General features: G+C 56.6%; 19 protein-coding genes. 9 read left to right on the top strand and 10 right to left on the bottom strand.

What is annotated here, in order from left to right:
- Positions 1-123: 123 nt before the first annotated feature.
- Both M0G74_RS13385 and M0G74_RS13380 read left to right on the top strand, forming a co-directional pair.
- A complete protein-coding gene (locus M0G74_RS13385) occupies positions 124-2,145 on the top strand; it encodes an aminotransferase class V-fold PLP-dependent enzyme (protein ID WP_160154262.1) in 2,022 nt (673 codons plus the stop codon).
- A gap of 32 nt (positions 2,146-2,177) precedes the next feature.
- Positions 2,178-2,972, top strand: coding sequence for an SDR family NAD(P)-dependent oxidoreductase (locus tag M0G74_RS13380; RefSeq protein WP_248217964.1), 795 nt, complete (start codon positions 2,178-2,180; stop codon positions 2,970-2,972).
- Here the strand turns inward: M0G74_RS13380 and M0G74_RS13375 are convergent.
- The gene (locus tag M0G74_RS13375; RefSeq protein ID WP_248217963.1) at positions 2,937-4,178 is read right to left on the bottom strand and encodes an AraC family transcriptional regulator; all 1,242 of its coding nucleotides are present in this window, start codon (positions 4,176-4,178) and stop codon (positions 2,937-2,939) included. The two genes, M0G74_RS13380 and M0G74_RS13375, sit on opposite strands and share 36 nt — an antisense overlap.
- Positions 4,179-4,310: 132 nt before the next feature.
- Between M0G74_RS13375 and M0G74_RS13370 the strand changes: the two genes are divergently transcribed.
- The 4 genes from M0G74_RS13370 to M0G74_RS13355 all read left to right on the top strand — a co-directional run bounded on the left by M0G74_RS13370 (position 4,311) and on the right by M0G74_RS13355 (position 8,871).
- Positions 4,311-6,557, top strand: coding sequence for a TonB-dependent siderophore receptor (locus tag M0G74_RS13370; protein ID WP_248217961.1), 2,247 nt, complete (start codon positions 4,311-4,313; stop codon positions 6,555-6,557).
- Between the two features lie 82 nt (positions 6,558-6,639).
- On the top strand, positions 6,640-6,921 hold the full coding sequence (locus tag M0G74_RS13365; protein ID WP_248217954.1) for a hypothetical protein: 282 nt from the start codon (positions 6,640-6,642) through the stop codon (positions 6,919-6,921).
- Complete coding sequence (locus M0G74_RS13360) at positions 6,918-7,229, top strand: hypothetical protein (protein WP_248217948.1); 312 nt, start codon at positions 6,918-6,920, stop codon at positions 7,227-7,229. The genes M0G74_RS13365 and M0G74_RS13360 overlap by 4 nt, the downstream gene beginning before the upstream one ends.
- 22 nt (positions 7,230-7,251) lie before the next feature.
- Positions 7,252-8,871 carry a PepSY-associated TM helix domain-containing protein gene (locus M0G74_RS13355; RefSeq protein WP_248217946.1) on the top strand — a complete coding sequence of 540 codons (1,620 nt, stop codon included), beginning with the start codon at positions 7,252-7,254 and terminating at the stop codon, positions 8,869-8,871.
- Positions 8,872-9,013: 142 nt separating this feature from the next.
- Here the strand turns inward: M0G74_RS13355 and M0G74_RS13350 are convergent, their stop codons facing one another.
- The 6 genes from M0G74_RS13350 to M0G74_RS13325 all read right to left on the bottom strand — a co-directional run bounded on the left by M0G74_RS13350 (position 9,014) and on the right by M0G74_RS13325 (position 15,890).
- The gene (locus M0G74_RS13350; protein ID WP_248217945.1) at positions 9,014-10,774 is read right to left on the bottom strand and encodes an alkaline phosphatase family protein; all 1,761 of its coding nucleotides are present in this window, start codon (positions 10,772-10,774) and stop codon (positions 9,014-9,016) included.
- A 257-nt stretch (positions 10,775-11,031) separates the two neighbouring features.
- On the bottom strand, positions 11,032-11,733 hold the full coding sequence (locus M0G74_RS13345; RefSeq protein WP_248217942.1) for a UTRA domain-containing protein: 702 nt from the start codon (positions 11,731-11,733) through the stop codon (positions 11,032-11,034).
- Between the two features lie 125 nt (positions 11,734-11,858).
- Positions 11,859-12,665, bottom strand: coding sequence for a phosphonoacetaldehyde hydrolase (gene phnX, locus M0G74_RS13340; RefSeq protein WP_248217940.1), 807 nt, complete (start codon positions 12,663-12,665; stop codon positions 11,859-11,861).
- 71 nt (positions 12,666-12,736) lie between these two features.
- Positions 12,737-13,315, bottom strand: coding sequence for an HD domain-containing protein (locus tag M0G74_RS13335; RefSeq protein WP_248217938.1), 579 nt, complete (start codon positions 13,313-13,315; stop codon positions 12,737-12,739).
- The gene (locus M0G74_RS13330) at positions 13,296-14,549 is read right to left on the bottom strand and encodes a TIGR03364 family FAD-dependent oxidoreductase (protein ID WP_248217936.1); all 1,254 of its coding nucleotides are present in this window, start codon (positions 14,547-14,549) and stop codon (positions 13,296-13,298) included. The genes M0G74_RS13335 and M0G74_RS13330 overlap by 20 nt, the downstream gene beginning before the upstream one ends.
- Positions 14,550-15,890, bottom strand: coding sequence for a DUF5690 family protein (locus tag M0G74_RS13325; protein ID WP_248217934.1), 1,341 nt, complete (start codon positions 15,888-15,890; stop codon positions 14,550-14,552).
- Positions 15,891-16,154: 264 nt separating this feature from the next.
- Between M0G74_RS13325 and M0G74_RS13320 the strand changes: the two genes are divergently transcribed.
- Positions 16,155-18,752 (top strand): TonB-dependent receptor, encoded by a 2,598-nt coding sequence (locus M0G74_RS13320; protein ID WP_248217932.1) that lies wholly within the window; start codon positions 16,155-16,157, stop codon positions 18,750-18,752.
- Positions 18,753-18,819: 67 nt separating this feature from the next.
- Here M0G74_RS13320 and M0G74_RS13315 read toward each other — a convergent pair whose 3' ends face one another.
- From M0G74_RS13315 to M0G74_RS13305, 3 genes are all read right to left on the bottom strand, one after another.
- Positions 18,820-20,307, bottom strand: coding sequence for a M23/M56 family metallopeptidase (locus M0G74_RS13315; RefSeq protein WP_248217930.1), 1,488 nt, complete (start codon positions 20,305-20,307; stop codon positions 18,820-18,822).
- Positions 20,261-20,674 carry a BlaI/MecI/CopY family transcriptional regulator gene (locus tag M0G74_RS13310; RefSeq protein WP_248217927.1) on the bottom strand — a complete coding sequence of 138 codons (414 nt, stop codon included), beginning with the start codon at positions 20,672-20,674 and terminating at the stop codon, positions 20,261-20,263. The genes M0G74_RS13315 and M0G74_RS13310 overlap by 47 nt, the downstream gene beginning before the upstream one ends.
- Positions 20,675-20,874: 200 nt before the next feature.
- A complete protein-coding gene (locus M0G74_RS13305) occupies positions 20,875-22,533 on the bottom strand; it encodes an acyl-CoA dehydrogenase family protein (protein WP_248217923.1) in 1,659 nt (552 codons plus the stop codon).
- Between the two features lie 305 nt (positions 22,534-22,838).
- Here M0G74_RS13305 and M0G74_RS13300 point away from each other — a divergent pair, with 305 nt between their 5' ends.
- Entirely contained in the window at positions 22,839-23,855 is a 1,017-nt protein-coding gene (locus tag M0G74_RS13300) for a kelch-like protein (RefSeq protein ID WP_248217921.1), read from the top strand.
- Between the two features lie 25 nt (positions 23,856-23,880).
- Entirely contained in the window at positions 23,881-25,056 is a 1,176-nt protein-coding gene (locus tag M0G74_RS13295; protein ID WP_248217919.1) for a glycoside hydrolase family 18 protein, read from the top strand.
- The last annotated feature ends 34 nt before the right edge of the window (positions 25,057-25,090 follow it).

Below are 25,090 nucleotides of genomic sequence, written 5' to 3'. Positions count from 1 at the left end.
GATCATAGATTTTGCCCGGCGCCAGTTTCCCGGCAATAATCGCCAAATCCCTTTTACATCCGGTAAACGTCGCCTGCCTCATTTAGTATCTGCCTTCTATGCTGAAAGATAAGAAGAAACATTATGGGTATGGAACAAACGATGCCTGACCTGGGCAACTTGAGTGAGCAGCGCCAGCCGCTGGAATGTCGCGTAGCACTGGTCAGTAATGACCGGGACCTCAGCAGTAACTGGGTCAGCGCACTCAACACGACCGCAGCGCAGCATGAAAACCCCTACGGCCTGCGATTCGAGTCGGTGACCACGGTGGCGCTGGAGAAGCTCCTGCGCGAAGAAGACCGCCTGCAGGCCCTGATTATCGATGCCGGCTGCAGCCCGGATGAACTCAAGGACGCGGAAGTACTGGCAGATCGGATGCACGATCTGCGCGCGCAGCTGAACGTTTTTCTGGTGGCGCAGGATTCTTTCCTGAATGACCAGGGCGGTGCTCCCGCTTCGGTGCGCAAGCGGTTTGACGAGCTGTTCGACCGTCGCGAAGGCAATTTCAACCATATGTTCCGACTGGTGCAGGCGTTTATTGCCCGTCGCGCCTCCACCCCCTTTGCCGATACCCTGAAAGAATATGTTTTTTCCGCCCGTGATGCCTGGCACACCCCCGGCCATTCCGGCGGCGACAGCCTGCGCAACAGTCCCTGGGTAGGGGACTTCTACCGGTTTATGGGCGAACACGTATTCAATACCGATCTGTCGGTATCGGTGCAGGTACTGGATAGTTTGCTGGAGCCCCATTCGGTCATTCAGGAAGCGCAGGACCTGGCGGCCCAGGCGTTTGGTGCCGAACACACCTTCTTCCTTACCAACGGTACCTCCACCGCCAACAAGGTGGTGATCCAGCAGATTCTCGGTGGCGGCGGCAAGATTATTGTCGACCAGGCCTGTCACAAATCCGTGCACCACGCCATAGTGATGAACCGCGTCGAGCCGGTGTACCTGAAATCCACCCTGCATCCGCAGTTCGGCATCTACGGCCCGGTGTGCCGGGCCGATATTGAGCAGGCACTGGATGCGCACCCGGATGCGGGGCTGCTGGTTATTACCTCCTGCACCTACGATGGCTTGCGCTACGATCTCAAACCGATCATCGACTATGCCCACGAGCGCGGCGTCAAGGTACTGATCGATGAGGCCTGGTACGCCCACGGTTACTTTCACACCGAACTGCGGCCAACCGCCCTGGAGTGCGGTGCGGATTACGTCACCCAGAGTACCCACAAAATGCTGTCCGCATTCTCCCAGGCCAGCATGATCCATGTGCAGGATCCGGACTTCGACGAATTCCGCTTCCGTGAAAACCTGAACATGTACGCCTCGACCAGCCCGCAGTATTCGATGATTGCGAGTCTCGATGTGGCGCGCAAACAGATGGTGATGGAAGGCTACGGTCGCCTGCGTCACTGCCTGCAGATGGTGGAAACCCTGCGCCGGGAAGTGGACGCTACCGGGGTGTTCCGCGCCCTGACCCGCGAGGACCTGATTCCCGCGCCGCTTGCCAATGACAACATTCGCCTGGACCCCACCAAGGTCACCATCGATGTCACCGCCAGCGGCTATTCCGGCAAGGAAATACAGGTAAAACTGTTCGACCAGTTCGGTATTCAGGTGGAGAAAACCACCTATAACACCGTCACGGTGCTGGTTACTCTCGGCAGTACCGAAAGCAAATTGCTGCGTCTGGTGCACGCCCTCAAGCAGCTGGCACGGCAGCCGCGCAAGCGCAGTCATGCCGGTACCGCGCGCCAGTTGCCGGAATTTACCCATCTCAACTGCCTGCCGGCCGATGCCTACTTTGCGGAAACGGAAGAGCTTCCGCTGATGGACAATGGCGTTGCCGCGGAAAAGAAACTGGTGGGGCGCACCTGCGCGGATGAAATCGTTCCCTATCCGCCGGGCATTCCGGTGCTGGTACCCGGACAGCAGATTTCCGCACAAATCGTCCAGTTCCTGCAGCAGCTGTTGCAGGGGCAGAATGCGACCGAAATACACGGCCTGATTTTCCGCTCTGATGAGCCGATGTTGCGGGTGGTGTGTAACGAGGATAAGGCCAGTGCCAAATCCGCTAATGCCGGTGGCAAAAAGAAAGCCTGATTGCATGGATGGCCGCAAGGGCAGGGAAGCCTATGCCGAATCACACTAGTCTGACACCTAACAGCCTTCCACCCAACAGCCTCGCCCCCAATACAATTTTACTTGCCGGTGCCAGCGGTGGTATCGGCAGTGCGCTGTTGGGCGAGCTGGAAAAAGAATACCCACAAGCCACGATTCTCACCATCAGTCGCCGTGATCTGGCGACGGATACCGGTAATCACTCCCACCTGACGGCGTCCCTGGCCGATCCAAAATCTGTCGGTAAGGTAACGGAATGGTTGCGTCAGAAGCCGTTGCCAAACTGGGTGATCAATTGCTGTGGTACCTTGCATTGGCTGAGCCACGGGCAGAGTCACGGTAAGAGTCACGCCCCGGAAAAAAGCCTCGGCCAGTGCACCGACGATGCGCTACTGCAAAGTGTGGCGACCAATGTACTGACGCACCTGCACCTGGCCCAGGGGTTTGCGCCCCTGATCCAGCGCCGCGAGCCATTGACCTGGGTTTCCCTGTCGGCAGAAGTGGGCAGTATTGAAGACAACCGGCTTGGCGGTTGGTATAGCTATCGCATGAGCAAGGCCGCGCTGAACATGCTGGTGCGTAACCTCGCGATTGAATGGGCGCGCAAAGTTGATCACTGCCGGGTAGTCGCGGTGCACCCGGGCACTACCGATACGCCGCTGTCCCAGCCTTTCCAGGAAAATATTCCCGCCGGAAAACTCTACTCGCCCGCTCAGACCGCAGGCCGCATGGTTTCTGTCATTCGCGGCTTGCGCGAGGAGGATCACGGCAAATTACTTTTCTGGGACGGTACCCCTATCCCCTGGTAGCGCGGTGATGGCAGGACGGTGGTTGTTCGATTCTGCTGCGTCCATCCTTGAATAGGTTGCCGCTTCCCTCGGGGTAAACCCGAATTCCCTCTTGAAGGCCGTGGCAAAGTTTGCGGCATTTCGGTATCCCGCCAAAGCGGCGGCTTGCTGCACGTTGAGTGACTGAGACTGCAGGGCCTGCAAAGCCCGCTGCATACGCCGCTGGCGGATAAACTCCATCACACTGACGCCTTCCCGCTTCCGGAACAATCGCTGCAAGCCGCTGACACTGATCCCCGCTGCGCGCGCTATCTGGCCTACGTTCACTGACTTCTCCAGGTTTTCCTGAATGATGTTGCGCGCACGCTGCAAGCACTGTAATTCCCGCGATGATGTATCTGACCTCGGAGCTGCTGTTGTCTGCAGGTTAGCGGGCGCTGAGCTTGTCGTGGATGTGCTGGCCAGAAGTTCGATGACTTTGGCTTCCAGCAATAATGGGTTACATGGTTCCGAAGCACGCAGTAAGCGGATGATTTCGTTAATTAATTGAAATTGTGGCTGGGTAAGACGTTGCGCACGGAAACGTAGGTCCTCTTGCCGGAGTCCGGTCCTTTGTTCCTCACAACTTTCGCCCAGGTGTGCAACACGGCTTCGCAGCCAGTGCTCGGCAATACTGATGGAAAGATAGCGCACCTGCTGCGGACACCTGGAAATGCGCTGGATGGTCTGGTGTGATCCGGCGCGAATACTCAACAGTTGCTGCTGCTCTTTGCCGGCGACAGGGTTGGAAAACAGGTGCCGATATCGGCCGACCCGAATCTCTATCTCCCCCTGCAAAAAGATGACCAAGGAAATCCCCATCGCCAGCCCGGCGGTCGCGGTGTAGGCAAACTCTTCGCGGCTGTCGCCGTAACGCAAGTGCAGGCCGTCCCCCAGCGCCTGCTGGTGAAAGTGTCCCCGCATGAAAACACTCGGTCGGGCATATCCGGTTTCAGAGAGCTGCAAGCGCACACCCGGACGACGGATAAAGTCATCGACCTTGACCACTTGATTGGCGCGCTGGGCGAATCCGGTTTGTGTCCCGGGTAACGGGGCGGAACGGGTTTTTTCTATCGTAACGGTCATGAGCTGCTGGCGTTGAAGGCAATCTGAACAATCTGAAAAGGTGTGCTGTTGCCCACTATCGGGTGTTTGGTTGTCTCGCAAATGATTCGGGTTGTTGCGCAAAGGTTTCGCCGTTGAAAGGGCACCCCCTCGTCATTAACATCCGCCGGCAATTAAATCGCGAATGATAATGCTTATCAACTGCGAAGTGCTTGACCCGGCATTCCGGGTGTTTTTTGTTCAATTGGGGGACTTATGAACGAACGCCGATCTGTACCAGCCTGCCTGCTGGCAGCTTCTTCACTGCTGGCTCTCGCGGTGGCCGACGCCAATGCGCAATCACAGTCCGAGAAAGCGTCGGATCTGGAGGAAGTGGTGGTCACCGCGACCGGCCTGTCCACCGCGACCTCCACCGCCAAGACCGGTATCCCGATCATGGAGTCTCCCCAGACCATCTCGGTGATCAGCCGTGAGGAAATTGACCTGCGCGCGGCCTCGACCGTCGCCGACGCCCTGTCATACACCGCCGGCGTGCAGCCGGAGCCCTCCGGCATCGACAGCCGTACCGATGAAATCTCCGTGCGCGGATTCGGTGCCGGCGGCTTCTCCTCCAACAACAATTTCGTCGATGGCCTGCGGCTGCCGGCCGGTGGCCAGTGGACCCGCTTCGGTTTCGATACCTTCGGCCTGCAACAGCTGGAGGTACTCAAGGGCCCGTCCAGTGTGCTCTACGGTCAGGCTGCTCCCGGTGGCATGGTGAACATGGTCTCCAAGCGCGCGGGTGCAGAAGCCCGCCAGGAGTTACTCGTTCAGGGGCAGGGGTATACCGACCTGGGTAACTTCTCCGGTCGAATTGCCGGCGACTTCGGCGCGCCCCTGAATCAGGAGGGCACCCTCCACGGCCGTATCGTCACCGTCGCCGAAGACGGCGATAGCCAGGTGGATGATGTCTCCAAGAGTCGTTATTACGTATCCCCGAGCGTAACCTGGACCCCGAGCGACGCAACAAGCTGGACCTTCCTCACCCAGTACCAGCGCGATGAGGGCGGAGCCACTTTCCAGTTCCTGCCGGCGCTGGGCACCCTGACGCCCTCCAATGGCCAGTACATCGACAACGATGCCAATATCGGCGAAGTAGATTGGAACACCTTTGACCGCGACCAGCTTCTGGTCGGCTCCTTCCTCGAGCACCATATCAACGACAACCTGACGCTGCGCAACAACGCGCGCTATACCCACATCGATACGCTCTACCGGGTGACCGTGTTGTCCGGTGATACCGTCGCCGACTGCGCCGCTACCGCTTACGGTGAACAGTGTATCGACGGCCAGACCATTGGTCGCCGTGCGGTGCAGGGCGACGGTGAGTCCGATGGCTATGCCATCGATACCCAGTTGGAGGGTCGCTTCGACAGCGGCAACCTGAGTCATACCCTGCTGGGCGGATTGGATTATTTCCATACCGAGTGGGAACACTACCGCGACCTGGTGAGCCTGCCGGATGCCCCTCGAGGCCAGGTAGATCCGCTGTGGGATATTTTCACTCCCGAGTATCGCGGCGCCGGTGATTATGTGGAAAACCTGGGGCCCCAGATTTATGGCGCTTCTATCAGTAAGCAAACGGGTTTCTATCTGCAAGACCAGATCAGTGCGGGGAATCTGCGTTTCAATGTCGGTGGCCGGTACGACCGCGCGGACGACGAGAGTGAAGATCTTCAGATAGGCGAAACCTTCTCTACCAAGGCCGATGAGTTTACCTGGCGCACCGGTGCGGTTTACCTGTTCGACAATGGTGTGGCGCCTTACGTCAGTTATTCCGAGTCCTTCCTGCCGCAAGTGGTCGATCCTTCACAGACCCTGGGTGGTGTGCTGTTTGAGCCAACCACCGGTGATCAGGTGGAAGCCGGCGTTCGCTACCAGAGTGGCAGCAATGTTTACCTGAGCTTCGGTGGTTTCGAGATCACCCAGCAGAACGTTTCCACGTCCGACCCCAATGGTGAACTGTGTGGTCGCCGTGTCTGCCAGGTGCAGGCCGGTGAGGCACAGGTGCGCGGCCTGGAGCTGGAAGGGAGAGCTTCCCTGGCAACCGGAACCACGTTGATTGCTTCAGCGTCTCGCCTGGATGCGGAAATTACCAAGTCCAACGACCCGATTGTGGGTAACGCCATGACGCAGGTGCCGGATGTGTTGGCATCCCTGTTTGTGGATCACCGCATTGAGCAGGGTGCATTGGCTGGCCTGGGCTTTGGTGCGGGTATGCGCTACACCGGCGAAAGCTACGGCGATACCAATAACGCAATCAAGATCGACGGCTACACCCTGTTCGATCTGCTGGCGCGCTACGACTTTGGCGTAGCGCGTCCAGAACTGAATGGTGTTTCGGTATCCCTGAATGCGCGCAACCTGAACGATGAGCGTTACCTGGTGACCTGTACCACCACCCAGTCCTGTTTCTACGGGCAGGGGCGTGTGGTAACCGCGCGCCTGCAATACAGCTGGTAAGTGTTAACACCCTCAGTAATTACCAGGGCCCGCAATGCGGGCCCTCTGTCGTTTATATCTGGATGAACGCGGAGTAAGTCCTTTGACTGCACTACTTCTGATTTCCGCCGCAGTGCTTATTGCGCTGGGCTCCACACTGATCTATCTGGCGAGCGCCAACCAGCGGCTGTTTTCTGCCGCGCTGCCCACGCGTGTGCTGGCGTGGGTAGGGCTTCTGCTATTGGTATTGGCGCTATTCCTGCTGCTGCAGTATTCCGGCCCTGGATCGGCGGTATTTATTCTGGTGACCGGGGTCATGTTTGTCTGGACTATTCCGCCAATGGTCATTGCCTATCTGAAACATAAAACGGAGGAGCAGTCGTGAGTAAAAGATTACCGAAAGCACAACAGCTCTCCAGCAGCAATTGGTTTGGCAAAGCCAGTGCCGGCGCAATTGCCGGTTATTTTCTCGCGATTGCCATTTGCGGCCTGTTTTCCCAATTTGGCCCGCTCGAAGTGGGCTTTTTCTCCGCGCAGGCGCAGATCACCATGTGGCTAGTGTCTCCGATTTGGGCCCTGATTCTGAGCTTTTGCTTCCTGTTTCAGAACGGCTTGCGTGCCTGGGCGTGGCTGGGCGGTGCCAATGTCGTGCTGTGGGGCTTTCTTCTTATCAGCAGATTTGTAGTCGGGTAATGCGGATCAAAGGGCAAATATCATGAAAATACGCAGTGACATCATCCGTATGTATCGCGATATCCACAGTTGGGTGGGGATTGCCTGTGGCCTCGCGTTGTTTATCGCGTTTTACGCCGGCGCCATCACCATGTTTGAGGCACCGTTAAATCGCTGGGCAACCGAGCCGAAAGTCTTTAGCGAACACACGCCGCTGGAACAAACGCCGGCACTGGTGGAAAAGGTGCTGGCGGAGTACCCGAAAGCGGCGGGACGCTATGAGCTGACCCTGGACGCCGGGCTGGCGGAAAGACCCGCGCGCCTGAGCTGGAGCACGGCGCCCCGCGGTGGCGGCACCACGTATTATGCGGAGCTGGCAGAAGACGGATCTCTGCTGGTACACAGCCAAGGGCCATCGGCGGTGGGGCAATTGGTGGATAATCTTCATCAGCAGGTGGGCATTTTACTGGACCACGATATGGTCATGCCCCTCGCGGGAATAGTGTCTCTGCTGTACTTCATTGCACTGGTTTCCGGTGTGATTGTATTGCTGCCGACCCTGGTGAAGGATCTGTTTATCCTGCGTATCGGCAAAAATCTGAAACGCATGTGGCTGGATTTACACAATGCACTGGGTCTGTTCAGCCTGCCGTTTCATATCATCATGGCGCTCACCGCGGTGGTATTTGCCTTTCACGACCAGTTCTATGGCACCCAGTGGGCGCTACTGGAAAAGAACGGCAAGCCCGAAGCGCATGAGGAGTCCCATGCGCACTTGGTACCACTGACACCACACCAGTTGGTCGCGCGCCTCAAAGGGCAGTCGCCGGAATTTACGCCACTGTTTATGCAGTTCCACTATGAAGAAGAGCACGGTCTGGAGCTGCTGGTTGCGGGCAGCAACCCTCGTCACGGTTCTCGCACTCCCCACTACGGTATGGTCGCCGTAGATCCGTACACCGGTGAAAAGACCATGACCGGCTATATGCCCGGTGAGCAGGATGGCTGGTTTGCGACACTGACCAGTTTCTTTTCCCTGCACTTTGGAAACTTTGGTGGTAACCCTGTGCGCTGGGGGTATTTCCTGCTCGGGCTGGCAGGTGCGGTGCTGTTTTATACCGGCAACCTGCTGTGGATTGAGTCCCACCGCAAGAAGCGTCGCAAGGGCTATGAACACCTTGACGTGAAACAGACCCGTGCGTCTAAAGTGCTAGGTGCACTGACCGTAGGGATCTCATTGGGATGTGTAGCCGGTATTTCGGCTTCCATTGCTGCGGCAAAGGTCCTGCCGCTCTTCTCGGATACTGTCGCTGCCTGGCACACCGGCATTTACTACGCCGTGTTTTTCCTGGCGTGCGCCTGGGCTTTCTATCGTGGCGCGGCAAACGGTGCAGTGGATCTGTTGTATGTATCCGCACTGGCCACACTGATGATTCCCGTCGTCAGTTTGCTGTCTGCAATGTTGCCCGGTTTCGGCTGGAACCACGGCGGCAGTAGTTATCTGATTGATGCCGTGGCGGCTGTTGGCGCTGGATGCTATTTCTATCTTGCGCGCAAAACCCTGCGGCGTATTCACCGGGCGCCGGAGTACAGTATCTGGTATGTGGGTGAAGAGCCGCGGTCAGAAGAGAGCGTCACGGTTCAGGCGCGTGGCGCGGTATAAATAGAAGCCCGATAAATCAATCCGGTAAATCAATTCGGTAAATCAATCCGGTGAATGAGATGGTGCAAGGCCGCGTAACATCTGGTGAAGCCAGTGCGTTGCGCGGCCTTTTCTTTTCCAGTGGCAAATCCGCCGGAATGAATCAGGGGTTCATCAAGCCCGGCCAGGTGTTGCCATTAATCGCGCGCGGATAACCACTGTCTACCTGGTCGCCACTAATGCTGTAGCGCAGATAGCGCTGGTTGCTAAGGAAAATGTAGGCACGGCTACTATTCCACTGGTGGGCGGCGGTAATATCCATCGCGTAATCCGCCATTCCTGGCCAGGTACTGTTGTTGATGGGCTTGGGGTAACCGCCATCGAGGCTGTCATTATTCATGTCGTAGCGCAGGTAGCTGCCGTCCGCGAGGAAAAAGTATACCTTGCTGTTGGGCCACTTCAGTGCCGCACGAATTTGGGTAGCATAGGGGGCTAGTCCCGGCCAGCTGCTGTTGTTGACATCTTTCGGGTAGCCGGAATCGACACTGTCGCTGTTCAGGTCGTACCGCAGATAGCGCCCATCGGCGAGGAAAAAGTAACCCTTGCTACTGGACGCCTTGAACGCGGCAACGATCTGGCTCGCGTAACTCCCGAGTCCGGGCCAGGTGTTGTCACTAACTTCCAGCGGGTAACCGCTATCGGCACTGTCGCTGGTCTTGTTGTAGCGTACATACTGGCTGTCATCACGGAAGTAATAGGCGCGGCTGACATTCCAGTCCAGTGCGGCGGTAATATCCAGGCGGGAGCGACGTATCGCCACCGGGGTTTGATCCTGTACCAGTACATAATCCGCAGTGCCATGGAAATCGCTCAGGTCCTGCCAGGCGCGGCTCAGCGCATCCACACTATCCACCAACACACCGTTGCGGTACACGCTGACCTGCCCTGGACTTTGTGCGTACCACTCTGCTGTGCTGCTGTTTCCCGGAAGTAACTTGCGTACACCAGTAGTACCGATCATCGGTGTGCCATCCAGCATCCAGTTGCTATCCAGCGTAATACCCAAGTGGCGAAGAACGGTAGGCGCGATAGCGGTCTGTGCCGAGTGCCCGTAAATGCCGTTGAAATCTGTATTGCTGATATCGGTTACTTTCTCACTGTGCTCCAGGTTGAGCATCTGGTTACTGGCGATAAAGATCGTTTTTTCATTGCTGGTCTGCGCACCGTGATTGCAGCCAAGGGTGTCGCGACCGTGGTCGGTGGTTACCAGTACCAGCCAGTTTTCTCCCAGGGCATTGCGCGCATCCACTGCATCCAGTAGCTGGCCGAGTCGGGCATCACTGTCGGTAATGCTATTGTTGTAGGCACTACCAAAGCAGTAACTGTGGCCGGCATGATCGGGCTCATCAAGGTGCAGGAAGAGGAAGTCCGCGATACCACTATTGATCCGGGCAACCGCCTGCGCGGTAACTTGATCGTCGGAGAGGCCGCTTTGTATCAGATCGGCATTGCTGAGGTCCTGGGTAAAGAATTGCGTATTGATGGGGCTCCAGTTGACGATACTGCCTACCCAGTGATTGCTGTCTGCCTCTTTGATGCGCTTGAACAAACTGGGGAAAGCACTGTTTGCCAGACCGGAGCTGTTCGAAGTGACCTGGTGCTTGTTGGCCCAGACCCCCGTCAAAATCGTCGACCAGCCGGGTCCACTGTAGGTAGATTGCTGGCTTTCCGCACCATCAATACCACCGGTATATGCCTGTTCGACGTAGAGTCGATCGAAGTTGGGTGTGTTCAGGGTCTGCAGCTTCTCAAACTGGACGCCATCAATGCCAACAAGCAATACCTTGCGTTCGCCTTGGGCGAATGTATTTGTGCTGAGCATCGTCGCGAAAAGCGCGAGGCCGCACAGAGATAGTCGATTCATAACATCTCCTCGGGAAATTTAGTGAGTAGTTGGCCTGAAGTTCTGGTCTAGACCAGTATTGAGGTTAACTTGATGTCGTGAATCCGCGGTGAAGCTGCTGTGAAGGGATGGTGACGGAATTGTTGTATGAGGGGAGGAGGTGCCAACCGGTGTGTACTGGTTGGCAGTCTGGGTCTATACGTAATAAAAATAGAAATCGGTAGGGCGAAGTTATTCAGTAACCACGAGAAAGGAAGGGGAACTGAGCTGTGAAAAAATCAGCGGGTAGTGACTTCCATTTCAATGGCATGGGGTAGCCAGTGCTCGACATTGTAGTCAATCAGTTGGTCGTTCTGATCGTAGCGGAGACGCAGTATCTTTAGTCCCAGTGCGCCAGTATGGATGCTCAGGGGGGCTGCGTATTCTTCTTCCAGGTGCCCCATCTGAATATTGCAGAACTCACGGCTGACGCTAACGGAAAATCGAGACTTCAGTACGGCAGTGACGGATCCGGACAGATCAGACTCGTCAAGCTGTGGGTAACTTTCCAATGGCATATAGCTGTCTTCCACCATCACCGCTCGGCCATCCAGGTAGCGCACCCGACGAAGCGCGTAAAAACGCGTGCTTTTCTCGAGCCCGAAGGCCTGATAGATATCCTTGCGCTGCTGCTGTTTGCGCAATTGCAAAACCTGGGTTGACGGTAAAAACCCCTGTTGCTCTGCGATCTGGTTGAAGTCGACCTTGTGTGCCGGTCTCATCACAAACCGTTGTGGCGCGACGAACCAACCTCTGCGGTTCTGGCGATAGATCAGGCCTTCGCCTTCCAGTCGATTCAGTCCATCCCGCAAGGTAATTCGGGTAAGTCTCAGATGCTCCGCAAGCTCCCTTTCAGAGGGCAACTTGTCGTTCGCTGCAAGGCGGTTGCTGTTGATCAGTCCGCTGATATGCGTCTTGATGTCGTCGTAAGCAAGGGACACGGGTACAGCACTCAAAGGTTATCAATGGATATCGTGATCCCTATCCTAACCCAACGCCGTAGTGGCGTCAGGTTGGGAAAGGACGAGATCAGATGAAAGGAAGAGGGCACCGTAGCGGCGTGCCGTTACGGTGTTTCTCCCAGTGCGAGGCGGCGATTGATGTCCACCAGCACCGGTTCCAGCTGCGACACATCGTCGATCAGGTAGTGGGCACCGCAGGACTCCAGCGAGCGATAGGCGCGAGCCTTCTGTGCAGACTGCTCGGGCTTGCTCAGTGACTGCCACTGCGATTGGGAGTAACCAAGCGCATTACCGCTGCAGACGACGGCAATGGTCCACATTCCGGCATTCAGGCCCTCGGCGATACCGGGCTCGGTGTCATCGACTTTGACGCAGCTTCTCACCGAGGGGATTCGCAGGTCGATAACGGTCTTGAGCGCAGCGGCAGGGCCCGGTCGGGCACCGGGCGCCTCGTCGGCAGCCACAACCGAGTCTGGATTCAAACCCTGGTTTGCAGCCGCTACCAGCATACCCTCGATCATATGACGGCTGTAACCGGTGGTGGTGCCGATTTTCAGGCCGCGTTCGCGGGCAATATCAAATGCACGTCGGGCACCGGGTACGATTTCACAATGCTGGTCAATGGCTGCCTGTTGTACGGGGCCCAGGTTGGCATAGAGCTGAGCCACGTCGTCCTCGGTGGGAAGCTGGCCATTGGCAGAAAGCCAGGCATCGCGGATACGCGGAATCTGCATCAGGCGGCGGATATGCTCCTGCTTTTCGGTTCCCATGGGCGCGCGGGTCTCGGCTTCGGTAATTTCGATACCGGCGTTCGCAAACACTTGCATGAAGGCACTGAGTGGCGCGCGGGAGCCGAAATCAACCAGGGTGCCGGCCCAGTCAAAAATGATCGCTTGGAGTGAATGTGACATATTTTAGTCCTGCATTTTTACTGCGTGAATTCGAAAATAGATATGGAAGTTGGTGACATTTTTGAAGCTGCTTAAAGTTCTTCCTGGCAAAGGGAAAGCCAGTATTCCATCCCGGGAATCTCCAGTTTCTGTTGCTTGCCGCCTTCATCCCAGCGGCGCAACTGAATGGCTTCGCGGGCATAAGGCGACTGGAGAAACTCTCCCCGCGCCACTGCACACATTGCTCCTCCCTGAATATTCAGGCTGTTTTCGCTGGTTCGGCTGAGCTTGTCCTGGTATTCCGCTTCAGCTCCTGCCAGATACCGCTTGGCCTCAACGTGCTTCGCAACAGGCTGGTAAACCGCTGCCGAGAATCCCAGTTCGCGCAGCAGTTGGGCTCCGATGCGATCATGATCCGGGTGACCTTCCGCACCGGTGCCGGGGATATTGGCATCCAGCGCCTGTAGATGCCCGATATCGTGGAGAAAGGCCGCACAGATCAGAGACCGCTCGCTACCCTGCAGCTGCGCTAGCGTCGCGCACTGGCGAGCGTGTTCCTGTTGGCTGCAGTACTCTCCGAGAGTGAGGCTTCCAAAGCGAGCAAACAATTTCCGCAGGGTATTAATGGCGTGTTCGCTTTTTCTGAGCCGGTCAGGTGACAGAGTGTGCATGCAAGGCCTCTAACCCTTCTAACGCGCCGCCACGAAGTATCTGTTGGACAGCGTCCCGCATGAGGGCGGGGCCTGTCGTCATACCTTTCCCTCCGATGCCGGTAGCCAAGTGGATGTTGTCGGAAATGGAGCGCAATAGCACTTTGTTGGCACTCATATCCTGGCTGTAATAGCCGTTCCAGCTGCGACTGATTCGCCAGTGTGGCAAGGCGAAAATATTCTTGGCTTCGTCCAGCATCAGCTGGTTGATATCTTCACGTACTTCGTAATCGATGGAGTGAACGTCCCGACTGTCGAAATATTCGTGGGAGTCACCAACGATGATGCTGCCGTCTTCCGACTGTCGGAAAAGCATGTGAATACCCAGCTGTGCGCATCGTGGATCGACAGTAGATTGCGGTAAATTTTGAAAACTCGGGCAGCTTTGGAAGGCTTCGTATCGCCGAATCGTAAGACCTGTCAGGAGGTTGCCCGGGAGGCGGGTGCCGGGGTAGGGCTCGGTGCGTAACATCTGCAACTTGCACAGTTTCATATCTGGGGTTTGGGTAACCTGTGGATAAAGTTGCGACAGCTGATGCCCACAGCAAATCAATACCCTGTCCGCTAAATATTTTTCGTTGCCACTGGTGATGATCTCCGTACCGCCTGCCGTCTCCTTGATTTCGCGAACCAGGGTTACGTTTTTTAAGGTCAGGGAGGGATTGGCACTCAGCAACGACCACAATCGCGGCATCAACTGGCCACTTTCAGCACTCATTTCTTCCGGGTAGTAGAGACCGCCGTGACAATAATCTGCTCGCAGCCCTGGAAACCTTTCCTGGCATTGTGCGGGTGTTAACAGCTTTGATGGGTACCCCTGTGCCCGGTTGATTAAATACATTTCCTCGAGGAGGGTCGCTTCTTCAGCGGTAGAGGCAATATAAGTTGAACCCTGCTGCCAGATTGCACCTTCGACCAGGGGCTGAAGCTTTTTATAAATGGCCAGTGAACGAATCCCCAGGTCACGCCATTTCCCCAGCGCCATGCCCGAAGCCACCAGTTGACCAAAATTGCGCACGGTGGCACCGCGTGCGGTTTGACCCGCTTCAATCAACAGAACCTTTTTACCTGCCTCTAAGGCCTCCAGCGCCGCAAAGCTACCGAGTACACCTGCGCCGACAATGGCAATGTCAAATTTCATAAGCAAAACTTCGATGTTGTCAGTGTTGTAAATGTTGTAAATGAACGAAATCAATTATGTTCCCGCAATGCGAACGCCGGGCCCTTCGCGCAAAGTCAGCTGTCGTGTGGGGTTTAGCCTGCGGAAATACATCAGAGAGAACAGGATCAGCCCCATACAGGTAAAGCCAACGGCATAACTGAACTGCAACGTAAACGGCAGCCACTCCAGATCCGGTTGCGCGAAGGTTTTATAGAGAAGAACCAGAATGCTGCCGGCGTAACCCGAGGCATCGGCGAGATAGATCAGGAATCCGGCGTTCGCAAGTGAGCGGGTGCTGGCTACCAGCCGTTCAAACAAAAGGCAATTGAACGGAATGAATCCCATATACAAGCCGGTGTTGACGGCGATCATCCAGGCGGCGCCGCTCATCAGTTGCCGTTCGAATGTGAATGTCGCCAGTACACAAATCAGACCACCGGCTGCTACCACCAGCTGGTTACATACCAATGCCAGGTAATTGTTGCGAATAAACATGAGTAGCCAGAGGCTGCCCAGTACAACCAGCGTGACGGGCAAGGTACTGGTCAGGAAGATTTCTGGTGCTTCGCCATAGCCCAATGTTATCCACAGTTCTGCAGCGAAATTGTCGGTGAAATCCCGGAAAGCGGTAAGGAATACGTAGACCGCAATCAATGCGGTAAGTCCAAACCCTGTTTCATTTAGCAAGGCACCGCGCATGGCAGCGTTCATTGGCGGACGGGGCTTACGGGCCGCCATGTCCCTTTCACTGGGCGCCGGTGTTTTTGCCAGCAGCCATACAGAAACGACGAGCGGAGGAATAAACAGCGCACCGGCAAGCGCTGGCATCCATATCTCTGCTACGCCCCAGTTCAGCATCAAATAGGCAGCGACCGCTTTTACTGCACCGGAAGAGACAATCAAGGCGGCACAAAGAATCGCTCCCAGGGCTTCGGTAACTCTTCGCCCCTCGAGATAGCTGAAGACCAGCCCCCACACCATCCCCAGCGGAATACCGTTCAAAAACAGCATGGCCACATTAAATGGCGCGGGTACCAGTGCGAACCCGATCAGAGCCAGATGGCTCGCCAGTACCAGGGCAACCAGCATTTTCGCCCTGCGTTGTGGCTGCATTTCAGAGATGATTTTAATGCCGGCAAACTTGGACAGGGCATAGCCGAGTACCTGCGCGATGATCAGCGCGGTCTTGTAGTCCATCGCAAACTGCCAACCTTCAATATCGCTATACGTCGCCGCGCTGAATGGTTTGCGAAAGGCGTACATACAGAAGTAGGTCGAAAAGGCGGCAAACCCCGAAAAAGCGATCAGCGCCAGGGTACTGAGCCTTTCTCTCAAGGCCGGTTGAGCGGAGCGGACGATATCTGTGAGCGACACCAGTGAATTCCCCGTTGCATTTTGAAATCTGGTCTAGACCAAATATTAGAGGCGGAAAGTTTCAGTTTGGTGACCGACATGTGACGCTCTTCGGTGGGCTCTTCGGTGGGCTCTTTGTTGCGGAACGGCTTTGTAACCAAAATTAATACTCCTGTTACAAAAGCGTCACAGGTCGCTATTAGGATTCTGGTCTAGTCCAGATTTGGGCGGGCAATGAATACACAAATGACCAGATCTTTTTACTGATAACACAGGGGGCAGACGATGAATCGTCTTAAGCTATTGCCAGCAGCCATTGCACTGGCTGTTACGCAGGGTGTGTACGCACAGGAAAGCACCAGTGAATCTGATGCGCTGAAAATGGAAGCAGCTGGTGAAAGCCAGACTGGCAACATCGAAGAGATTGTTGTGCTCGGCAACATGTTTGATACCGAGTTGCGCGCGCTTGGTCTGCAGCGCGCATCAGATCGTATTGTAAACATCGTATCCGCCGATGGCATTGGCAAGCTCCCTGACCGCAACGCCGCGGAAGCCGTTCAGCGTGTTTCTGGCGTTTCTATCGAACGTGATCAGGGCGAGGGGCGTTTCGTGGCTGTCCGCGGTCTGCCTTCCGAGTGGAGTTCTGCCAGCCTCAATGGCCACCGCTTACCGTCCGCGGAAGAAGAGACAACCTCCCGGGCAACGGCATTCGACTTTTTTCCTTCCGAGCTGATTGAACGTATTGAGGTGACCAAAGCGGTTACTGCAGATCAGGAAGGGGATGCCATCGGCGGTAATGTCAATTTTATTACCCGCACCGCTCCGGATGAGCGCACGCTGCAGGTGTCTGTAGGTGGTGGTATTGCCGATAAAGCCGACGGCGACATCAAGTCGATGAACCTGCTGTACGGCGATCGTTCCGAAGATGAAAAATTTGGTTACCTGATTAATGTGACCGGCTGGAGCCGGGATTGGGCTACCGATAACTTCGAGCCGCGTCGCGATGGCAATGGTATCTACCGGCTGGAACTGCGGGACTATATCGGTAACCGTGAAACCTTGGGGATGAACCTGGGAGCCGAATACAACTTCAGCGATGACGATCGCGTTTTCGTGCGCGGTCTGTACGGCACCCTTTCTGACGAAGAGACTCACTACAAGCATCGACTGCGCTTCGACAAAGATCGCGTGGAACTCCAGCATATTCACAACGAACTGATCACCGAAATGAAAGGTGTTGAGTTCGGTGGTGAGCACGACCTGAGTGAAACCGCAAAAGTCGATTGGAGCCTGGCCAGCTACGACAACGAGTTCCGTTACGGCAATATTCCAAATGGCAAAGATCGTTCCTATTTTGTGATGCGCTTCGACCAGAAGGAAGTCGGCTACGAAGGGCTGGCGGAAGACGGTCTGGTGTATAACGAAATCGACGGCGGTAATGATCCCGCGAATGCGATTTCTACCCATCTGCCCGATGGTTTTGTTATGGATCCGGCACAGGCTGCACTGTCCTGGGTGGAGTTGTACAAGGTTTACGTCAACGAAAAAGATAAAATCGTTGCGTCTGTAGATTTCACCAGTGCGCTTTCCAGCGAGCTGGAGCTGAAATTGGGGATGAAATACCGCGACAAGGAGCGTGTATCCATTTTCGCTGACGAGTTCTACGAGTGGACCGGTGACAACCCGGTGTACCTGTCTGACTTCGCGCTTTCGAACCAGCCCGGGCGCAATGACTACCTGTCTGACATTAATGTCGATTACGCATCCCAGTTCTCTCAGGTTGCGTCTATGTCGGACCTGGAGCGTTTCTGGAATGAGAATCGCGAACAGTTTGCACTTGTGGAGGATGAATCTGCATTGGTCAGCAACGGTGCTGCGTTGGGTCGTAACTTCGACCTCGCCGAGCAGCACCTCTCCGGTTACGGTATGGCCACCTACCAGTTGAACGACCGCACCACGATCGTCGCAGGCTTGCGCCTGACCCAGACCACTACCGAAGTGGATAGTCAGGTATATGTGGAAGACGAAAACGGGGAAGGTCGCCTGGAGCCATTTAATGGCGAAAAAGACTACCTGTCGGTATTGCCGTCCGCACACCTGAAATATGCACTGAATGATGACAGCAATCTGCGTCTGGCCGTGACCCGGACCTTCGCGCGCCCGAACTTTGGCGACCTGAACCCGGGTGGTTACTACGCCGAACACGACAACGAGTTCCTGGGAGGCAACGCCGAGCTGGAGCCCACTTACTCCTGGAACCTGGATGCCATCTACGAGCACTATTTTGGTGACGCCGGTGTGGCTTCGGCCGGGTTCTTCTATAAAGACATTACCGACCCGATTTTCGAATCCGTGCAGGAAGGTAGCTACAACGGTAACACCGGTGTGGATATCTACCGCCCGGAAAATGGTGATGACGCCTGGCTGCGTGGATTCGAATTTAACCTGGTGCGCAAGCTGGACTTTCTCCCCGGCCCACTGGCCAACCTGGGTGTGTCTGCGAACGTGACTGTGATGGATTCCGAAATGACCATCCCGGGTCGTGACGAAGCGGTACCCATTGCCCGTCAGGCAGACCTGTTGCACAACTTCTCTGTTTACTACGACGATGGCGATTTCTCACTGCGCCTGGCTCAGAACCACAAGGACGAGTACGTGGAAGAGCACGGTGGTAATGCGGATGAAGATCAGTTCTACGGCAAATACACCAGTCTGGATTTGAGTGCGAACTACACCGTCAATGATCGACTTGTCATCTTTGCAGAAGCGATCAACCTGACGGATGAACCGCTGACCTATTACATTGGCAGTGAAGATCGACCGAAGCAGGTGGAGTACTACGGTGCGCGCGGTCAGTTCGGCGTGCGCTATAGCTTTTACTGATTGTCGTAGTTGTTCATGCGCTTGAGTCAGAAATTAGAAGAGGCGCCCGCAGGCGCCTCGACTTCTTTTACTGGTTTGCCAGCACCATCACCGGGTGCTTTGCCTGCATTGGCACCTGGCTGGCCGGGTCGATCACCTGGCCGTCACGGCGTAGCTCCCAGTGTAAATGGGGGCCAGTGGCTTTGCCGGTACTGCCTACCAGGCCAAGGATTTGCCCCTGCTCGACGACATCGCCTTTGTTCACCAGGCGTTTGTCGAGATGGGCGTAGAGGGTTTCCAGGCCATCCCCGTGGTCGATGATCACCACTTCACCACGAGCGCCTTTGGTGCCTGAGAAAGTGACCACGCCTGAGCCCGGTACCTGTATCTGGGTACCCCTGGGCGCCGCCAGGTCTATCCCTTTGTGCAGGCGTTTCTCCTTATATTTTGCGTCTTTGATGGGCCAGGGCCTCATACCAAACCCCGAGGTGACCTTGGCCTCTGGCAGCGGGTTTATGAAGGCCTCCAGGGCTTTGCCGGCCTGCGCCAGCTGGGGTTGCAACCCCAGAACCAACAGACCACTGGCCAGGGTCAGAGACCACAGGGTGCCATTTGAGCGCTTGCCGGCGCCGGGTTTGCCGTTCAGAATGTTACGGATTCTCAAGGTGAAGCTCCTTTGGTTTTGCGTTGAGAAGGCCGCGACGGGATTATTGCCGTGAGCTGTCGCGGTGTGGCGAAGGGTCTTCAGCATTGCGTCTGCATAGGCCCTTCGCCCGTTTTGGTTTTCTTTTCTGAGTACCTCTTCATCACAGCCCTGCTCCAGGGCGTCCAGCGTCCGTTTTGCCAGTTTCTTTAGCGGCCAGTTGAACCAGAGCAGGGCCGTCATCCACTGCAGTGCCAGTACTGCCATCGGATCGCGCCGCGCCAGGTGCGTCAGCTCATGACCCACTACCAGTCGGATTTGTGCCAGTGACAGCTCGTCGAGTGCCCATTGGCTGAGTACCAGGGTGGGAGTTGGAAAGCTGCAGGCAAAGGGGGAAACCCGCGCGTCCACCAGCACCAGTTTCAGCCCGTCTGGCGGGTTCCGTACCCCCAGGTGTTGCGCGAGTTCCCCATTGACGGGTAGCGGCTTGCCCTGGCGCAGCAGCCTGGCGAGCCGTCGCTGGCCGAGCAGCAAACGCCCGAGATGGATAGTCGCCCCCAGGGCCCAGATTGCCCCCCACGCGACTAACCACCCCTGCCAGAAGAAAGTCTTGTGATCCTGACCTGCAGCGAGCGCGGTGGCCTCATTGCTGTCCTGAGGCAGGTTTGCAACCGCGGGCAGGCTCAGTTCGATAGTGGCGGGGTGGTGCATGGTGGGCAGGAAACCCAGGCAAAAGCTGGCAAAGGTGAGTACCGCTGCGGCCAGCCAGGGTTCGCGCCAGTTATTTAGCCAGTGCAGGTGACGGGCCAGCAATACCAACAGGCCTAGCATTAAGGCGCCAATGGCAAGGCTGATGGCGCTGGACAGGGCGAGTTGCGCGAGCCATTCAATCATCTGCTGAGCCCTCTGTTGCTCCCTCTGCTGTTCCGTCATCTTTGTTTTCCCTGGCCAACAGCAATTCCAGTTCCTTAAGCTCGACCTCGCTCAGCAAGTCGCTGCCCGCGAAAAAAGAGGCGGGTACCGGCCCCTTGATTTCCAGTACGCGCTCGGCGAAATCCCGTGCATAGGCCGCCAGCGTTTCCACTTTATCCGCTTCGGCCTCGAACACTTTCAGTCCGTGGACTTCAAAGGCGTGCAGTAAACCTTTGTCCTGCATGCGATCCAGGGTTTTGCGGGTGGATGAGTAGGACCAGCCCAGTTGCTCTTCAATGCGCAGGTGAATTTCGCGGGCGCTTAAGGGCGACTGCTGCCAGAGCGCCTTGAGGATGGCGAGCTCCGTTGCTGAGGGCTGTGGCTTCATTGGGGAATGCCTTGTTCGGGGGCTTGTGACGTGTGGGGTTAGTATGCGACAAGTGTCGCATGTGCGCAACATGGGTTTTGGGCAACACGGTTTTGCGCACCAAGGGTTTTGCACAAAATGGGTTTCAGGAAGGCAGTGCCGGAGATTTCAGGGCGCCTTAATTGGCACCCTGAACATGAAAAGTAGATATTGGGTGTGACTCAGCTGACCAGCGGATTGCCGCGTTCGATTATGGTCGTGACATCCACGCCAACGGGCAGGGTACCGGTGTTGCCGACGCCTTGCGTGCCGAGTCGCGACGCGATAAAAGCCTCCGCCACTGCGCTGTTGCGACTTTGCATCAGCAGGTTTGCCTGCATCGTCAGTGCCAGCTGATCTACCAGGTGACGGGCCCGATACTCGATGTGATGCCTATCGGCGAGCTGGTTTTTCAGCTGGGCAAGGGCTCTGTCGTAACGCAGATCGTTGCCCTTACTTTCATCCAACACGTCATACCAGTTGATGAGAACCTCTGGGGTTTTCGCCAATGCGCGCAGCACGTCCAGCGCCTGGATATTACCGGAGCCCTCCCAGATCGCATTGATGGGGGCGTCGCGGTAGAGGCGGGCGGTAATGAAATCTTCGATCACGCCGTTGCCGCCGAGACACTCCATTGCTTCATAGGCGTGATGGGGGGTGCGCTTACAGATCCAGTATTTCCCGACCGCGGTGCCGAGACGCATCAGCAGCTTTTGCTGCTCGTCGTCCAGATGGTCCATCGCCTGGGCCATGCGCATGGTCATGGCGATGGAGCCTTCCACTTCCAATTGCAGGTCCGCCAGTACGTTCTGCATCAGTGACTGGTCGATCAGGGATTTGCCAAAAGCGCTGCGCTGGGATGCGTGGTAAATCGCCTGTACTACTGCCTGCCGCTGGCCGCCGCTGGACCCGATCATGCAGTCGAAGCGGGTGGCGGAAACCATTTCAATGATGGCCGGTACTCCGCGTCCTTCCTCTCCCACCAGCCAACCCAGCGCGCCGCGCAATTCGATTTCCGACGAGGCGTTGGAGACGTTGCCGGCTTTGTTTTTCAGCCGCTGTACCTGAATCGGATTTTTGCTGCCGTCCGGGCACCAGCGGGGCACCAGAAAACAACTCAGCCCTGCCTCCGTCTGGGCCAAAACCAGAAAGGCGTCGCACATGGGCGCCGAGGTAAACCATTTGTGGCCCACCAGTGCGTAGCTGCCGTCACCCTGTGGCGTGGCAGTGGTGGTGTTGGCGCGGACATCGGAACCGCCCTGTTTTTCGGTCATGCCCATGCCGATAGTGACCGTAGCTTTTTCCGTGTGTGGGCGGTTGCTGGGGTCGTAGCCGCGGTCGGTAATTTTCGGCAGCCACTCTTTTGCCAGCTCGGGGCTGAGCTTGATAGACGGAACGGAAGCAAAGGTCATAGTCACCGGACAGCCGTGGCCGGATTCCACCTGGCTGTGCAGATAGTATTTGGCGGCGCGCACCACGTGGGCCCCGGGCTTTGGATCAGTCCACGGCGAGGAGTGCAGTCCCTCGCTCAGCGCCAGCTGCATCAGCTGGTGGTAAGCGGGGTGGTAGTTCACCTGGTCGATGCGATTGCCCACCCGGTCGTGGGAATCAAACTCCGGCTTGTGGGCATTGGCCTGAAAGCCGCGCTCGATCCACTCCGGGCGTCCACAGATTTCGCCGTAGCGCTGCAGGTCATCTTCCGCCCAGTGCCCGCCCGTGTTGAGCACGGCATCGCGCAGGGCGTTGTCGCCCGCATACAGGTTGTGACCGGACAGCGGTTTGGGTTGGTTGAAAACCGAGTGGGTGCTGGCGAGATCGGAGGTTGTGGACTTGGATGACATGGCATTTCTCACTTTTTTCTTGGGTCACTCCGGAGCACTTTGGGGGTGCTGGCAATATCTTACGTCTGCCGGCGGATTCTGAAGTTAATCCTAGTGCCATTGTCTTTTCAGTGACTTGCCTTTTTGTGACCCCGGTCTTTGCCGGGGCGCTCAAAGGGACCCCGAGTCGGATAAAACAGTACGAGCGCTGCAAAATCTTTTTTTGACAGCGTTGTTACACGTTGTGACCAAGCAGTACTATTCGGCTGCTGTAACGGGAGCGGTGAACAGAAAGGGATTGGAAAGGGATTGGAAAGGAGGCGAAGGTGTATCGGAGACAGTTCATCAGCGGTGTCGCAGGCTGCCTGTTGTTGCGGGGCGCCACCGGGTTCGCGGGCATGCCCGCGCGAGAACCTTTGCGCTGGCACAGCGGCGTGCCCCTGCCGCTGGCAATGCAGGAAATATATCCGGCAGTTTATCGCGGGGAGATATACGTGGGCGGCGGGCTGGGCCTGGCCGATCCGGGGTACGGAGTGATGGGGAGTCTGGCGCCAATGCGACAAGTCTTTCGCTTCGCGTCTGCGCGAAAAGAATGGGAGGCGATTCCGCAGCTACCCGTTGCGCGCCACCACCTCGGTCTGGTCGCCGATGGTGAATACCTCTATGGCATCGGTGGCTTTGCCGCAGACAAGCAGGACCCCTGGCAGTTTTCGGATGTTGTCGTTCGCTGGCGTGCCGGTGAGGAGGGTTGGCAAGAGGGGCCTAAATTGCCGGTTCCTCAGGCGGAATCCTGTTATGCCTGCAGTGATGGTGCGTTGCACGTCATTGCTGGCCGCACGCCGGAAGGAGATACCGGGCGCCACTGGTCGCTGAGCGGTGCCCACTGGGAAGAGGCTGCCCCTTTGCCGCTAGGGCGCAATTCCGCGGCCAGCGTGGTATTCGATGGGCATATCTATGTCATGGGTGGGCGCCTTTACGATCGCGCACACCAGAATCAGACGCAGGTGGATCGGTATGATCCTGCCGCGGATAGATGGGAGCCGGTGCGGCCTTTGCCTGTCGCCACAGCGGGAACGGCAGCGGCGGTTCTGAATGGTGAAATTTACCTGTTTGGTGGAGAAGCCCGGGAGGCACTCGACGCGGACAGTGAACGCTGGATTACTTACCGGGAGGTGTGGTGTTACAGCCCGCGCGCCGATGAATGGCGCCGAGCTGGTGTTATGCCCACCGGGCGCCACGGTATGGGCGCGGTGGCAAAAGAGAGCGACATTTATTTATTGGGGGGCGCACTGGGCGCCGGAATTGATCGAACACAAAGCCGGGTCGACATTTTGTCGGCCTGATTCAATTGCATTCACTGGAGGAAATATGCCGTTACATCGCATGGTTTGGCTACTGGGCCTGTTGCTGTCACTTGGAGGTTGCGGAACGGATACTGGCGGGAGTGACGTCAGTAATAAACCTGGGAATGCCGCCACGGCACCGGCGATCAGTCCCGGTGAACTTGCCGTTATCGGTTATTACACCGGAGATGGAACAGACCTGGCTCGCTACGACTTCAACAAGTTGACCCATGTCATCTACAGCTTTGTTTACCTGGATGGCAATCAGGTTTCCTTTGTGAACGGCGACGATAAAGGGACACAGGAAGGGCAAAACGAAAAGGAAGCCTACACTCGCCTTCTTGCTTTAAAGGCGCAGTATCCGCACCTGAATGTGTTGATTGCACTGGGTGGCTGGGGTGGCTGTGAGCACTGTTCCGACGTTTTTTCTTCCGAGGAAAACCGCATTGCGTTCGCCGACTCTGTAAACACGTTGTTGAAGGACGTGGGTGGTGATGGTATCGATCTGGACTGGGAGTACCCCGCTATTGAAGGGCACCCCGGACACCCCTACAAAGCGGAAGATCGCGAGCACTTCACCGCGCTGGTGAAAACGCTTCGGGAAACATTGGGGCAGGATTATCTGCTGAGTGTGGCCGCGGGCGGCTTTGATGCGTTTCTGCAAAAGTCACTGGATTGGCAGGCGGTCACGCCGCTGGTCAACAACATCAATGTAATGAGTTACGACCTGGTCAACGGGTTCAGTACTACCACCGGGCACCACACGCCGATTTACTCCACCGACTCGCAAAAGCAGTCCACCGACAATGCGGTGCAATTTCTGTTGGATGCCGGTGTGCCCGCGCAAAAAATCGTGATTGGCGCCGCATTTTATTCCCGGGTGTGGGAAGGTGTCGCTCCAGATAAAGACGGTCGCTACCAGAGCGGCAAGCACGTGCCGGGATTGAAGTATGCGGAACTGGAGCAGGACTACACCACAGAGCGTGGTTATCAGGTTGCCTGGGATGAGGACGCACAAGCGGCGTTTGCCTACCACGCCGGGGAGCAGCGCTACGCGACCTTTGATAACCCACATTCGGTTGCGCTAAAAACCCGCTATGCGAAAGAGCATCAGCTCGGCGGCGTTATGTTCTGGGAATTACCGGGAGACACCGACGACGGCGATCTGGTGAACGCCATCTTTCAGGAAAAATCGCGCTAAACAATTGAGCTAAACAATCGAGCGCAAGTTGGGG

Origin of the sequence: Microbulbifer sp. CAU 1566, from assembly GCF_023156515.1 — a bacterium.
In the GTDB taxonomy this organism is placed as follows: Bacteria; Pseudomonadota; Gammaproteobacteria; order Pseudomonadales; family Cellvibrionaceae; genus Microbulbifer.
Note: the sequence above shows the minus strand (reverse complement) of the source record. Positions and strands in the feature narration are given on the sequence as shown.